The organism is Streptomyces glomeratus (assembly GCF_021462825.1).
In the GTDB taxonomy this organism is placed as follows: Bacteria; Actinomycetota; Actinomycetes; order Streptomycetales; family Streptomycetaceae; genus Streptomyces; species Streptomyces glomeratus.
This window is the reverse complement of the sequence record NZ_JAKEEB010000004.1, coordinates 162,767-175,471: the sequence shown is the minus strand read 5'-3', so window position 1 is coordinate 175,471 and position 12,705 is coordinate 162,767. Positions and strand designations below refer to the sequence as shown.

Sequence of the window (12,705 nt, the reverse complement as noted above, 5' to 3'; positions counted from 1 at the left end):
CGGGAGGCGGCGGGGTGAGGGGCGGCAGAGATCGGTGGTTGGTCAGCTCTGACCGAGCGGGGTTTTCGCCACCTGTGCCGCGGGGGCCGGAGCCTCGCCGAAGCGGGCCAGCAGCAGCGCGCCCGCCACGGCGACGCAGAAGCCGAGTACCGCGAGCCAGGTCAGCCCCTCGCGGGTCCGGTCGCCGAGCCACACCACCCCGACCGTGGCCGGCCCCACCGTCTCGCCCACGACCAGGCCCGCCGTCGCCACCGTCACCGACCCCCGCTCCAGGGCCGTGGTCAGCAGCAGGAAGGCCGCGCCGCCGCCCAGCAGCAGCGCGTACACAGCCGGATTGGTGAGCAGGGCGGACGGCGTGAGCCCGTCGATCAGCCGTACCGCCACCTCGACGACCCCGAAGCCGAACCCGGCGCCCAGCCCCAGCACCAGCGACCGCCCCCGCCCCGGCAGCCGTCCCCCGGCCGCCCCCAGCACCAGCACGGCCACCGCGACAGCGAGCATCGTGTACTTCAGCGCCGTGGACCCGGCCCGGTCGCCCTCGGCCCCGGAAGCAAGCCCCAGCAGGGCGAGCCCCGCGCACACCACCCCGACCGCGGCGCCCTCACTCCCCGTCAGCCGCACTCCCAGCAGCCGCGTCCCGACCACCGCCGTCACGGCCAGACTCGAGGCGAGGGCCGCGCCCACCGCGTAGATCGGAAGCGACCGCAGCGCCGCGATCTGCAGCAGGAACCCGAGCCCGTCCAGCGCCAGCCCCGCCAGATACCGCCACTGCCGCAGGGCCCGCAGCAGCAGCGCCGCCTCCCCGCCCCCGCCGGTGCCTGCCGCGCGTGCCGCGACCGCCTGCAACACCGTCGCCGTACCGAAACAGACCGCCGCACCGAGCGCGCACACCATTCCAAAGAACACAAAGCGACTGTAGAGGAGCGCACGGAGGCAGGGGCCCGATCGAACACCAGAGTGGCCATCTCTAGTCTGGTGGCCGGAAACTTCTCACCGATGTCTCAACGACATCTCACTCGACGGGGGCCACGAACATGGCGGGCACACGCCGGCAACTGCGCTCGGGCACGGTCGTCCTCGGGGGCATGGGACTCCTCGCCGCCGCCCTCACCGCCTGCTCCTCGGACCCGGACAAGCGCTGCGTCGACCGCGACAGCTACACCCTCGGCAAGGGGTACAAGGTCGTCGCCGACAAGTACTGCACCTCCTCCGGGCCGTCCGGGCACGACGGCTGGTACTACGGCGGCAGCAAGAAGAGCGGCTTCGTGAGCGGCGGTTCCTTCACCAGGCCCAAGGGCTCGGGCGGATCCGGCGGCGGCCACAGCGGCGTCCACCGCGGCGGCTTCGGCGGCCACGGCAAGTCCGGCGGCTGAGCGGCCGTGGAACGCCGCACGACCGAGCCCCGCCCCGACTGGCAGCGCACCGTCGAGGCGCAGGGCCTCATCTACCCGCTCACCCGCTACCCGGACGACTCCCTGCGCCCCTACTGGGACGAGAGCGCGTACTACGTCTTCTCGCTGGAGGAGGTCGAGGCGCTGGAGGAGGCCGTCGAGGAACTGCACGGCATGTGCCTGGCCGCGGCCGCGCACATCGTCGAGCAGAACCGTTTCGCCGACCTGGGCATCACCGACCCGCGCGTGGCCCGCGCGGTCGCCGAGGCCTGGCGCCGCCGTGCCGAACTCCCCTCTCTCTACGGCCGTTTCGACCTGCGGTACGACGGTACGGGCCCGGCGAAGCTCCTGGAGTACAACGCCGACACACCCACGTCCCTGGTGGAGGCCGCCTCGCCCCAGTGGTTCTGGATGCAGGAGCGCTTCCCGGGCGCGGACCAGTGGAACTCCCTCCACGAACGCCTGGTCGCCGCCTGGGAGAAGCAGTCCGCGCTCCTCCCGCCCGGCGGTCCGCTCTACTTCGCGCACTCCTCCGTCGACGAACTCGGCGAGGACCTCATGACGGTCGCGTACCTGAAGGAGACCGCCGAGCAGGCCGGGCTCGACACCGACTGGATCTCCATGGAGGAGATCGGCTGGGACCCGCTCTCGCGGCGCTTCGTCGACAACGGGCTGCGTTTTATCCGCAGCTGTTTCAAGCTCTACCCCTGGGAGTGGCTGGTCGCCGACCGCTTCGGCGGCCATGTCATCGACACTCTCGACAACGGCGGCGGCACGGGCAGCACGCTGTGGATCGAGCCCGCCTGGAAGATGCTGCTCAGCAACAAGGCGCTCCTCGCGATCCTCTGGGAGCTGTACCCGGACCATCCGAATCTCCTCCCGGCCCACCTCGACGGCCCCCGCGACCTGGCGCACACCACGGGCTATGTCACCAAGCCGCTTCTCGGCCGCGAGGGCGAGGGCGTGACCGTCCATCAGCCGGGCGCCGAACCCGTCGTCCGGGAAGAGCCGTGCTGCTACCAGGAGCTGGCGCCCCTTCCGTCCTTCGACGGCAACCGCGTCGTCCTCGGCGCCTGGGTCGTCGCGGACGAGTCGGCCGGACTCGGCATCCGCGAGTCCTCCGGCCTGGTCACGGACGAGTACGCGCGGTTCCTGCCGCACGTGATCCTGTGAGCGGCGCGCGCCGCAGGCACCGTCGCTCGCATGGTGGACGCGGGGACCTGGCCGCCCGCCCCGCCCGGTAGGCTGATCGACGGGCCGTGACTGGCGCGCTGGGATGGGACCGACCATCGGGGAGCGGCCCCTGATGTGCGAGTGCCGTGCGCCTGGGCCGACCGTGAACCGTGACCGCTTCAAGCCACGCCACCCGGAGGCCGACATGCCGGAGCAGCAGCCACTCTCCACCGAGTCCACCGCCTTCCGCGCCGCCCTCGACGTGATCCGCGCCGTCGAGCCGCGCGTCGCCGACGCCATCGGCCAGGAGGTCGCCGACCAGCGCGAGATGCTCAAGCTGATCGCCTCCGAGAACTACGCGTCCCCGGCCACCTTGCTGGCCATGGGCAACTGGTTCAGCGACAAGTACGCCGAGGGCACCATCGGCCGCCGCTTCTACGCCGGCTGCCGCAATGTCGACACCGTCGAGTCGCTCGCCGCCGAGCACGCCAAGGAGCTGTTCGGCGCCCGCCACGCCTACGTCCAGCCGCACTCCGGCATCGACGCCAACCTCGTCGCCTTCTGGGCCGTCCTCGCCCAGCGTGTCGAGGCCCCCGCCCTGGAGAAGGCGGGCGTCCGCCAGGTCAACGAGCTCTCCGAGGAGGACTGGGCCGAGCTGCGCCGCGCCTTCGGCAACCAGCGCATGCTCGGCATGTCCCTGGACGCGGGCGGCCACCTCACCCACGGCTTCCGCCCGAACATCTCGGGCAAGATGTTCGACCAGCGTTCCTACGGCACGGACCCGGCCACCGGTCTGATCGACTACGAGGCGCTGCGCGCGTCGGCCCGCGAGTTCAAGCCGCTGATCATCGTCGCGGGCTATTCGGCCTACCCCCGCCTGGTGAACTTCCGGATCATGCGCGAGATCGCGGACGAGGTCGGCGCCACGCTCATGGTCGACATGGCCCACTTCGCCGGCCTGGTCGCGGGCAAGGTCCTGACCGGCGACTTCGACCCGGTGCCGCACGCGCAGATCGTCACGACCACCACCCACAAGTCGCTGCGCGGCCCGCGCGGTGGCATGGTCCTGTGCGACGACTCCCTGAAGGACCAGGTGGACCGAGGCTGCCCGATGGTGCTGGGCGGCCCGCTCCCGCATGTGATGGCCGCGAAGGCGGTGGCCCTCGCGGAGGCCCGGCAGGAGTCCTTCCGCGGCTACGCCCAGCGGATCGTGGACAACTCCCGCGCCCTCGCCGAGGGACTGATGCGCCGCGGCGCCACGCTGGTCACGGGCGGCACGGACAACCACCTGAACCTGATCGACGTGGCCTCCTCCTACGGCCTCACCGGCCGCCAGGCGGAGGCGGCCCTGCTGGAGTCGGGCATCGTCACCAACCGCAACGCCATCCCGGCCGACCCGAACGGCGCCTGGTACACCTCCGGCATCCGCATCGGCACGCCCGCGCTCACCACCCGGGGCCTCGGCACGGCGGAGATGGACGAGATCGCGGCCCTGATCGACCGCGTCCTGACGACCGCCGTCCCCGGCACCACCGGCAAGGGCACCCCGTCCAAGGCCCAGCACGTGCTGGACCCGAAGATCGCCGACGAGATCGCCCACCGGGCGAGCGACCTGCTCCAGGGCTTCCCGCTCTACCCGGAGATCGACCTGGGCTGATCCGGTCGCCGCGGCCCCCGGCCGTTCACGGATCGAACCAGCTCCCGCCGCGGCCCGGAGGCACCCCTGCCTCCGGGCCGCGCCCGGCGCACGGCGTACGCGCCCCGGCCCCCAGTACCGGTCCCTTCGTGGGCCACCCGTGAGCACCCTCTCCCTCCGCTTACCGAACGGTCCGCCGGACCTGAGAGAATGGTGAACATGGCTTCCGACAGTCCTCGCGTGCTCTCCGGCATCCAGCCCACCGCCGGCTCGTTCCACCTCGGCAACTACCTCGGTGCCGTCCGCCAGTGGGTTGCCCTCCAGGAGACTCACGACGCGTTCTACATGGTCGTCGACCTGCACGCGCTCACGGTCCTGCAGGATCCGAAGGAGCTGCGTGCCAACACCCGTCTGGCCGCCGCCCAGCTGCTCGCGGCCGGGCTGGACCCGGAGCGGTGCACGCTCTTCATCCAGAGCCACGTCGCCGAGCACGCGGAGCTCGCCTGGGTCATGAACTGCCTCACCGGCTTCGGCGAGGCCAGCCGGATGACCCAGTTCAAGGACAAGTCCGCCAAGCACGGCGCCGACCGCGCGAGCGTGGGCCTGTTCACGTACCCGATCCTCCAGGTCGCCGACATCCTGCTGTACCAGGCGAACGAGGTCCCGGTCGGCGAGGACCAGCGCCAGCACATCGAGCTGACCCGCGACCTCGCCGAGCGCTTCAACGGCCGCTTCGGCGAGACCTTCACGCTCCCGCGGCCGTACATCCTCAAGGAGACGGCGAAGATCTACGACCTCCAGGACCCGTCGATCAAGATGAGCAAGTCGGCGTCCACGCCGAAGGGCCTGATCAACCTGCTCGACGACCCGAAGGCCACCGCCAAGAAGGTCAAGAGCGCCGTCACGGACACGGACACGGTGATCAGGTTCGACGTGGAGGAGAAGCCGGGGATCAGCAATCTGCTGACCATCTACTCGACCCTCACCGGCACCGCTATCACCGAACTGGAGCAGCGGTACGACGGCAAGGGCTACGGCGCCCTCAAGTCGGACCTCGCCGAGATCATGGTGGACTTCGTGGCGCCGTTCCGGGAGCGCACCCAGCAGTACCTGGACGACCCCGAGACGCTGGACGGCGTCCTGGCAAAGGGCGCGGAGAAGGCGCGTGCGGTTGCGGCCGAGACGCTCTCCCAGGCATACGACAGGGTGGGCTTCCTGCCTGCCAAGCACTGACCCGCGCCGTGCCCCGACGCGCCGTGGAGTGCTGCACTCCACTCTGACTGTGCCTGACCGACGGCGGTGCGTGGTCGTACAGTCGGAATGCGAACACCACAGGCAGCCCGTCCTGCCCCGGCCACGCACACCAACACGACGACAGGAGACGACGTGGGGACCGTAACGATCGGTGTGTCGATCGCGGTCCCGGAGCCTCACGGCAGCCTGCTCCAGGAGCTGCGCGCGGGCTTCGGCGACGCCGCGGCTCACGGCATCCCCACGCATGTCACCCTGCTGCCGCCGACGGAGGTCGACGCCGCCGAACTGCCCGCGATCGAGGCGCACCTCGTCGAGGTCGCGACGGCCGCGCGTCCCTTCCCGATGCGGCTGTCCGGGACGGGCACGTTCCGTCCCCTGTCGCCCGTGGTGTACATCCGCGTCGTCGAGGGCGCGGAGGGGTGCGCCCGGCTGCAGAAGCAGGTCCGGGACGCGTCCGGGCCGGTGGCGCGCGACCTGCTGTTCCCGTACCACCCGCATGTCACGGTGGCGCACGGAATCGACGAGGCGTCCATGGACCGGGCGTACGAGGAGCTGTCCGGCTACGAGGCCGAGTGGCCGTGCACGGGCTTCGCGCTGTACGAGCAGGGTCCGGACGGCGTCTGGCGCAAACTGCGGGAGTTCCCGTTCGGCGGCGCGGTGGTGCCGCCCCAGGCGACGGCCCCGACCGAGGACACGTCCCTTCCCGCCCATCAGGGCTAGGGGTCCGAACCGGCCGTCCGCCGGGCCGGGGGCGTTGGGCCGGGGCGTCGGGCCCTAGAGCGGAAGGCGCCGGAACAGGGCCCTCGGCAGATGCCGCAGGGCCGACATCACCAGGCGCAGGGCCCCCGGCACCCACACCACCTCCGACCTCCTCCGCAGCCCCAGCTCGATCGCCGTGGCGACCTGCTCCGGGGTCGTGGTCAGCGGCCCCCGGTCCCGTGCGGCCGCGCCGGGCCCGCCCAGGGACGCGGGGCGTACGACCATGACATGCACACCGGTGCCGTACAGCGCGTCACCGAGGCCCTGCGCGAACGTGTCGAGCCCCGCCTTGCTGGAGCCGTAGATGAAGTCCGTTCGGCGGGCGCGCTCACCGGCGACGGACGACAGCAGGACCAGCGAACCGTGGCCCTGCTCCTGGAGCGCCCGGGCGCACACCAGGCCCGCCGAGACCGCGCCCGTGTAGTTGGTCTGCGCGACGCGCGCCGCGGCCACCGGGTCGCGCTCGTCGGTCGCCTGGTCGCCGAGCACACCGAACGCGAGCAGCACCAGATCGATGTCCCCCTCCGCGAACACCTTGCCGAGCGCGTTCTCATGGGACTCGGGGTCGAGCGCGTCGAAGGCGACGGTGCACGCGTCGGCGCCGAGCCCGCGCAGATGCCCGGCGGCCCTGTCCAGCTCGGGGGAGGGACGGCCGGCCAGCCAGACGGTCCGGGCGCCCCGGGCCACCAGGCGGCGGGCGGTGGCCAGCGCGATCCCGGAGGTGCCGCCGAGGATCAGCAGGGAGCGGGGAGCGCTGAATGCATCCTTGTGGGCAGGCATGACCGTGACCGTAGCGTTGCAGAACAGGCATAACCTCTCAATATCCCCACTCGGCGTCGCTCCTCACTGAAACGGGTGATGCGGGGAAGCCGGAGTACGCCGGGAGACGGCAAGGGCCACGAGGGGAGCGTCGGAACATGGACTGGCTGAAGAGACTCCCCGGCATCGGGCCGCTGGCCGTGCGGCTGACGGCCACGCACGCCTGGCGCTCGTACGAACGCCTCGACCGGGTGAAATGGACCCGGCTCGCGGCCGCCATGACGTTCGTCAGCTTCGTGGCGCTCTTCCCGCTGCTCACCGTCGCCGCCGCGATCGGTGCCGCGACACTCAGCGTGGACCAGCAGAACAAGCTCCAGAGCAAGGTCGCCGACCAGTTCCCCGGCATCTCCGGCCAGCTCGACATCCACGGTCTGGTGCAGAACGCCGGCACCGTCGGCGTCATCGCCGGTGCCACGCTGTTCTTCGTCGGCATCGGCTGGGTCGGCCAGATGCGGGACTGTCTGCGCGCGGTGTGGGAACTGCCCGACCGCGGCGAGAATCCGGTGCTGGCCAAGGTCAAGGACGGCGTGGTGCTCGTCGGCCTAGGCGGCGCGGTGCTGGTGACCATCGCCATCTCCACCGTCGCCAACGCCCTGGTCGACTGGGTGGCCGGGGAGCTCGGCCTCGGCCCGGGCGGCTGGGGCAGCGTGCTGCTGCGGATCGCCGCCTTCGCCGTCGCCGTCCTCGCCGACTTCCTGCTCCTGCTGTACGTCCTCACCCTGCTGCCCGGCGTGGAACCCCCGCGACACCGGCTGCTGACCGCCGCCCTGATCGGCGCGGTCGGCTTCGAGCTGCTCAAGCTGCTGCTCAGCGGCTATATCCAGGGTGTCGCCTCGAAGAGCATGTACGGCGCCTTCGGGGTGCCGGTCGCGCTGCTGCTGTGGATCAACTTCACCTCGAAACTGGTGCTGTTCTGCGCCGCCTGGACGGCGACGGGCAGCGGCGCGACCGGCGAGGTCACGGACGCGTCCGACGGCGTACCAGATCGGGCAGCGGCCAGCGGCGGTTGACCAGGAAGACGCCGGCGGCGAGCAGGAGGAGCACTCCGCCGGAGACGGCGAGTGCCACCCCGATCCCGCTGGAGCCGCCGCCCTTGACCGGGGCGGCCACGGCCTTGCCGGTCCCCCCGCCCGTTCCCTTGCCCTCGGACGTCCCGGTGCCGCCGGCCTGGCCGCCCGTACCGGCGCCCTTGGGTGCGACCAGCTCGCCCACCGGCCGGACCTTCCCGGCCGCACCGAAGCCCCAGTCGAACAGCCGGGCGGTCTCCCGGTAGACCTCGTTGTGCTCCTTCTTCTCCGGGTTCATCACCGTGACGAGCAGCACCCTGCCGTTCCGTTCGGCGACTCCGGTGAAGGTGGCACCGGCGTTGGTGGTGTTGCCGTTCTTCACACCCGCTATGCCCCGGTAGGGGGTGACATCGAAGTCCCCGGCCAGCAGCCGGTTGGTGTTCTGTATCTCGAAGGACCCGCGGGTCGTCTTGCCCTTCTTCTTCGTGGTCTCGCCCGGGAACGAGGTCCGCACCGTGGAGCAGTACTCCCTGAAGTCCTTCTTCTGGAGCCCGGACCTGGCGAACAGCGTCAGGTCGTACGCCGACGAGACCTGCCCGGGCTCGTCATAGCCGTCCGGGCTGACCACGTGCGTGTCGAGGGCCTGCAACTCCTCCGCGTGTGCCTGCATGTCCCTGACGGTCTGTCCGACCCCGTGGTTCATCGCGGACAGCACATGCACGGCGTCGTTCCCGGAGCGCAGGAAGACACCGAGCCACAGGTCGTGGACCGTGTAGCTCTCGCCCTCCTTGATCCCGACCAGGCTGGACCCGGCGCCCATACCGGCCAGGTCCGAGGGGAGCACCTTGTGCGTCTCGCTCCGGGGGAACTTGGGCAGCACGGTGTCCGCGAACAGCATCTTCAGGGTGCTCGCCGGAGGCAGCCGCCAGTGCGCGTTGTGGGCGGCCAGAATGTCACCCGACTCGGCGTCGGCGACGATCCAGGAGCGCGCGGTCAGGTCCTTCGGGAGCACCGGGGCGCCACCGCCGAGGTTCACCTGGGTGCCCGGCCTGCCGAGCAGTTCGCCGCCGACCGTGGACATCACCGCCGGAGGCTTGGCCGAAGCGGCCACGGTCGGGCTGGGCGGGGCCGCGAAAGCGGTCGCGGGAGCGGCGAGCGAGAGGGACAACACGGCGGCGGAGGTGATCGGCAGGCGACGCCCGGCGATCTTCTTCAAGACGGACACGGACGCGAACGTACCGGGTGCGCGACGGTAAGTCCCGGCCGGTCCCAGCCGATACCGGACACCCCTGGGCGAACGGCCACCCCGGAGCAGCGATACTGAGGGTATGAAGCTCAGCCGCCCCCTCTCCTGGTTCCTGCTCGCCTTCGGGGTGTGGAGCTGGGTCATCTGGATCACTTTCGTCAAGAACCTGTGGAAGGACGGCAGCGGACTCGCGTTCGACGACGCGGGGAATCCGACGGCGTACTTCTGGGTCCACCTGACGCTCGCCGTCGTCTCCTTTGTCTTGGGGACAGTCATCGGTGTCATCGGGTTGCGTGGACTGCGCGCGCTGCGACGTACGCCATAACGGGGAGCGGGCACACGGTGGTTGCCGTCTTCGTCCTCATCGCCGTGACCGTCCTGGCGGCGTTCGCCGCGCTGCACCGGTACGCATGGCGCCGGCTGGTCCACGACACGACCCGCGGCCCGGGCCTCGCCCGGCGCACCGGCACGGCCGTGTTCGTCGCCGGACCGGTGCTGACGGTCGCGGCCCTGGTGGCCGAGCGTGCCGGAGCCCCCTTCTGGCTTCAGCGCGTCCTGGGCTGGCCGGGCTTCCTGTGGATGGCGCTGTCGCTGTATCTGCTGCTGGCGCTGGTCGCGGGAGAGGCCCTACGGCCACTGGTGCGTCGTCTGGCGGCCCACGGCAGGCGGGCACGGCCCACGGCGACAAGTCCTTCTCCGGCACCGCCGGGAACGACCCACCCGGCCACCCGGACCGGGCCACTGCCGGATGCCGGGCCGGAGACGGCCGCCGCGCCGCTGTCGGAGACCGCGCTGGACACGGAGCCCGCGCCCGCGCCCGATCCGGGTTCCGGGTCGGCGCCGGATCCGGGTCCCTCGACCGCGCTCGCCCTCCCCTCCCGCCGTCTCTTCGTCTCGCGTGTCGTGGGCGGGGCCGTGACCGCTGCCGCGGTCGGCACCGTCGGCTACGGCACGTACGGCGTGCTGCGCGGCCCCGCGGTGAAGCGCGTCACGGTCCCGCTGGCCAGACTCCCGCGCTCCGCGCACGGTTTCCGTATCGCCGTCGTGAGCGACATCCACCTCGGCCCGGTACTCGGCCGGGGGTTCGCGCAGCGCGTGGTCGACACGATCAACTCGACCCAGCCGGACCTGATCGCGGTCGTCGGCGACCTGGTCGACGGCAGCGTGAAGGACCTGGGCCCCGCGGCGGCACCGCTGTCGCGGCTCAGGGCCCGTCACGGCAGCTACTTCGTCACCGGCAACCACGAGTACTACTCCGGCGCGGACCAGTGGATCGAGGAGGTGCGCAGGCTCGGCCTGCACCCGCTGGAGAACGCGCGCACGGAGCTGCCCGCCTTCGACCTGGCCGGCGTCAACGACCTTGCGGGCGACAGCGAGGGCGAGGGCCCCGACTTCGCCAAGGCGCTCGGCGACCGCGACACCGCACGAGCCGTCGTCCTCCTGGCCCACCAGCCCCTGCAGATCCACGAGGCCGTGCGGCACCACGTGGACCTCCAGCTGTCCGGTCACACCCACGGCGGCCAGCTCTGGCCCGGCGACCTCGTGGCGGCCGCCGCCAACCCGACCGTCGCGGGCCTGGAACGCTACGGCGACACCCAGCTCTATGTGTCCCGGGGGGCGGGCGCCTGGGGCCCGCCGACGCGGGTGGGGGCTCCCTCGGACATCACGATCGTGGAACTGGCGTCGCGCCGGGCCTGAACCGCAAGCGCTTCACGTGCGGTGAAACCGGCCCGCAACAACCCCTCGGTAAGTTCATCCTCGTCTCACCAAATGGCCCTTCCCCCAAGTGAATCACTGTGATTGGGTGATCCGCGCCACAGGGGAGTGGCTTGCGCTGAGGGCCTGGGGAGGGCGCCGATGCGATCGGCTCGCACGCGGATTCTCGCGACCGTGCTGGTACTGGCGGGCGTGGGAGTGGGCGGGTGGCAACTGCTGCCCGCCAAGGAGAACACCGGCAAAGCCATCACGGTCGGCACATCGGATGCCGTCACCTCGCTCGATCCGGCGGGAGCCTACGACGCCGGTTCCTGGGCGCTGTTCAGCAACGTCTTCCAGTCGCTGCTGACCTTCGAACCCGACGGCGTCGCGCCCGTGCCGGACGCCGCCCAGAGCTGTGACTTCCTGGGGACGGACCTCACGGTGTACCGCTGCACCCTCCGCAAGGGACTTCTGTTCCCCGGCGGGCGCGCCATGACGGCCGAGGACGTCAAGTACTCCTTCGACCGGGTCAAGCGCATCAACTCCGACGTCGGTCCCGCGAGCCTGCTCGAGACGCTCCACTCGGTCGACGCCGACGGGCTCACCGTCACCTTCCACCTGTCGTCGCCCGACGCGACGTTCCCGTTCAAGGTGGCCACCGGCGCCGGCTCGATCGTCGACCGCACCAGGTACCCGAGCGACGCGCTGCGCAAGGACGACGGCGCCGACGGGACCGGCCCGTACACCCTGACGTCGTATGTGAAGGACAAGAAGGCCGTCCTCGCCCGCAACAAGCACTACCAGGGCGATGTGCAGGACAGCGGCCGCCCGGTCGTGCTTCGCTACTACGCCGACCCGGCCGCCCTGGAGAAGGCGTGGAAGGCGAAGGACGTCGACGTCGCCACGCGTCAGCTGCCGCCCTCCGTGCTCGCCGGGCTCTCGCCCAGCGACCCCCGCCAGCGCGTCAGCGAGGCCGACAGCGCCGAGACCCGCAACCTGGTGCTCAACACCGCCGCCGGATCCCCGCTGCACGACCGCCGCGTCCGCCAGGCCGTCGCCCTGCTGATCAACCGCGAGGAACTGGTCAGCAAGGTGTACGAGGGCACCACCGACCCGCTGTACTCGCTGATCCCGGCGGGCATCACGGGGCACACCACGTCCTTCTTCGACGCCTACCCCACGCCCGACGCGCAGAAGGCCCGCGCCCTGCTCACCGCGGCGGGCGCGCGGGTGCCCGTCCGCCTGGCCTACGGCTACGCGCAGGGCCGCGGCGCCGCCGCCGAGGAGGCCGCCGAGCTGAAGCGGCAGCTGGAGGCGAGCGGGCTGTTCGAGGTGGACACCAAGGGCTACGAGTGGACCGACTTCCAGAAGCGGTACGCGAGCGGCAGGTTCGACGCCTACGCCGTCGGCTGGGTCGCCGACTTCCCCGACCCGGACACCTTCGGCGCCCCACTGGTCGGCACCGGCAGCAGCATGAAGAACGGCTACGGCAGCGAGGACGTCGACCGTCTGATCCTGGACAGCCAGCGCTTCTCCGACCGCAGCCGTACCGCCGAGGACTTCCAGCGGTTGCAGGGGATCGTGGCCCGGGACGTGCCGCTGATCCCCCTGTGGCAGCGCAAGGAGTACGTGGTCAGCAGCGAGGCCGTCGGCGGCGGACAGTACCTGTCGGACGGCACCGGTGTCTTCCGGCTGTGGCGGCTGGGCTGGATCTGACGAGTC

At 71.3% G+C, this 12,705-nt stretch carries 12 protein-coding genes and 1 riboswitch; of the genes, 9 read left to right on the top strand and 3 right to left on the bottom strand.

Features of this window, described 5'->3' with window-relative positions:
• Positions 1–42 precede the first annotated feature (42 nt).
• The gene (locus tag LZ604_RS06550) at positions 43–894 is read right to left on the bottom strand and encodes a hypothetical protein (RefSeq protein WP_234513533.1); all 852 of its coding nucleotides are present in this window, start codon (positions 892–894) and stop codon (positions 43–45) included.
• 140 nt (positions 895–1,034) lie between these two features.
• Here LZ604_RS06550 and LZ604_RS06545 point away from each other — a divergent pair, with 140 nt between their 5' ends.
• From LZ604_RS06545 to LZ604_RS06525, 5 genes are all read left to right on the top strand, one after another.
• Entirely contained in the window at positions 1,035–1,373 is a 339-nt protein-coding gene (locus LZ604_RS06545) for a hypothetical protein (protein WP_234513311.1), read from the top strand.
• Between the two features lie 6 nt (positions 1,374–1,379).
• Entirely contained in the window at positions 1,380–2,564 is a 1,185-nt protein-coding gene (locus LZ604_RS06540) for a glutathionylspermidine synthase family protein (RefSeq protein ID WP_234513309.1), read from the top strand.
• A 76-nt stretch (positions 2,565–2,640) separates the two neighbouring features.
• Positions 2,641–2,729, top strand: a riboswitch (ZMP/ZTP riboswitch).
• A gap of 40 nt (positions 2,730–2,769) precedes the next feature.
• Complete coding sequence (locus LZ604_RS06535) at positions 2,770–4,221, top strand: glycine hydroxymethyltransferase (protein ID WP_234513307.1); 1,452 nt, start codon at positions 2,770–2,772, stop codon at positions 4,219–4,221.
• Positions 4,222–4,419: 198 nt separating this feature from the next.
• Entirely contained in the window at positions 4,420–5,433 is a 1,014-nt protein-coding gene (trpS, locus tag LZ604_RS06530; RefSeq protein ID WP_234513305.1) for a tryptophan--tRNA ligase, read from the top strand.
• 153 nt (positions 5,434–5,586) lie between these two features.
• Positions 5,587–6,174, top strand: a complete 588-nt coding sequence (locus LZ604_RS06525) for a 2'-5' RNA ligase family protein (protein WP_234513303.1) — start codon at positions 5,587–5,589, stop codon at positions 6,172–6,174.
• A 54-nt stretch (positions 6,175–6,228) separates the two neighbouring features.
• Here the strand turns inward: LZ604_RS06525 and dprE2 are convergent, their stop codons facing one another.
• Positions 6,229–6,993, bottom strand: a complete 765-nt coding sequence (gene dprE2, locus LZ604_RS06520; RefSeq protein ID WP_234513301.1) for a decaprenylphospho-beta-D-erythro-pentofuranosid-2-ulose 2-reductase — start codon at positions 6,991–6,993, stop codon at positions 6,229–6,231.
• A 137-nt stretch (positions 6,994–7,130) separates the two neighbouring features.
• Between dprE2 and LZ604_RS06515 the strand changes: the two genes are divergently transcribed.
• The gene (locus tag LZ604_RS06515; protein ID WP_234513299.1) at positions 7,131–8,042 is read left to right on the top strand and encodes a YihY/virulence factor BrkB family protein; all 912 of its coding nucleotides are present in this window, start codon (positions 7,131–7,133) and stop codon (positions 8,040–8,042) included.
• Here LZ604_RS06515 and LZ604_RS06510 read toward each other — a convergent pair.
• Positions 7,990–9,264: a D-alanyl-D-alanine carboxypeptidase family protein gene (locus LZ604_RS06510; protein WP_344412832.1), complete on the bottom strand. Its 1,275-nt coding sequence runs from the start codon at positions 9,262–9,264 to the stop codon at positions 7,990–7,992. The genes LZ604_RS06515 and LZ604_RS06510 overlap by 53 nt on opposite strands.
• Before the next feature lie 103 nt (positions 9,265–9,367).
• On the opposite strand from LZ604_RS06510, the gene LZ604_RS06505 reads away from it, so the two are divergent.
• From LZ604_RS06505 to LZ604_RS06495, 3 genes are all read left to right on the top strand, one after another.
• Positions 9,368–9,610 (top strand): SCO4848 family membrane protein, encoded by a 243-nt coding sequence (locus tag LZ604_RS06505; protein WP_234513297.1) that lies wholly within the window; start codon positions 9,368–9,370, stop codon positions 9,608–9,610.
• 17 nt (positions 9,611–9,627) lie between these two features.
• Positions 9,628–10,983, top strand: a complete 1,356-nt coding sequence (locus tag LZ604_RS06500; RefSeq protein ID WP_234513296.1) for a metallophosphoesterase — start codon at positions 9,628–9,630, stop codon at positions 10,981–10,983.
• Positions 10,984–11,142: 159 nt separating this feature from the next.
• Positions 11,143–12,699, top strand: a complete 1,557-nt coding sequence (locus tag LZ604_RS06495; protein WP_234513295.1) for an ABC transporter substrate-binding protein — start codon at positions 11,143–11,145, stop codon at positions 12,697–12,699.
• Positions 12,700–12,705 lie beyond the last annotated feature (6 nt).

Bases quoted from the DNA above. Each gene is read 5' to 3' on its own strand.
- trpS (WP_234513305.1), top strand. From the start codon at position 4,420: ATGGCTTCCGACAGTCCTCGCGTGCTCTCCGGCATCCAGCCCACCGCC.
- LZ604_RS06495 (WP_234513295.1), top strand. From the start codon at position 11,143: ATGCGATCGGCTCGCACGCGGATTCTCGCGACCGTGCTGGTACTGGCG.
- dprE2 (WP_234513301.1), bottom strand. From the start codon at position 6,993: ATGCCTGCCCACAAGGATGCATTCAGCGCTCCCCGCTCCCTGCTGATC.
- LZ604_RS06535 (WP_234513307.1), top strand. From the start codon at position 2,770: ATGCCGGAGCAGCAGCCACTCTCCACCGAGTCCACCGCCTTCCGCGCC.
- LZ604_RS06505 (WP_234513297.1), top strand. From the start codon at position 9,368: ATGAAGCTCAGCCGCCCCCTCTCCTGGTTCCTGCTCGCCTTCGGGGTG.
- LZ604_RS06515 (WP_234513299.1), top strand. From the start codon at position 7,131: ATGGACTGGCTGAAGAGACTCCCCGGCATCGGGCCGCTGGCCGTGCGG.
- LZ604_RS06545 (WP_234513311.1), top strand. From the start codon at position 1,035: ATGGCGGGCACACGCCGGCAACTGCGCTCGGGCACGGTCGTCCTCGGG.
- LZ604_RS06550 (WP_234513533.1), bottom strand. From the start codon at position 894: ATGGTGTGCGCGCTCGGTGCGGCGGTCTGTTTCGGTACGGCGACGGTG.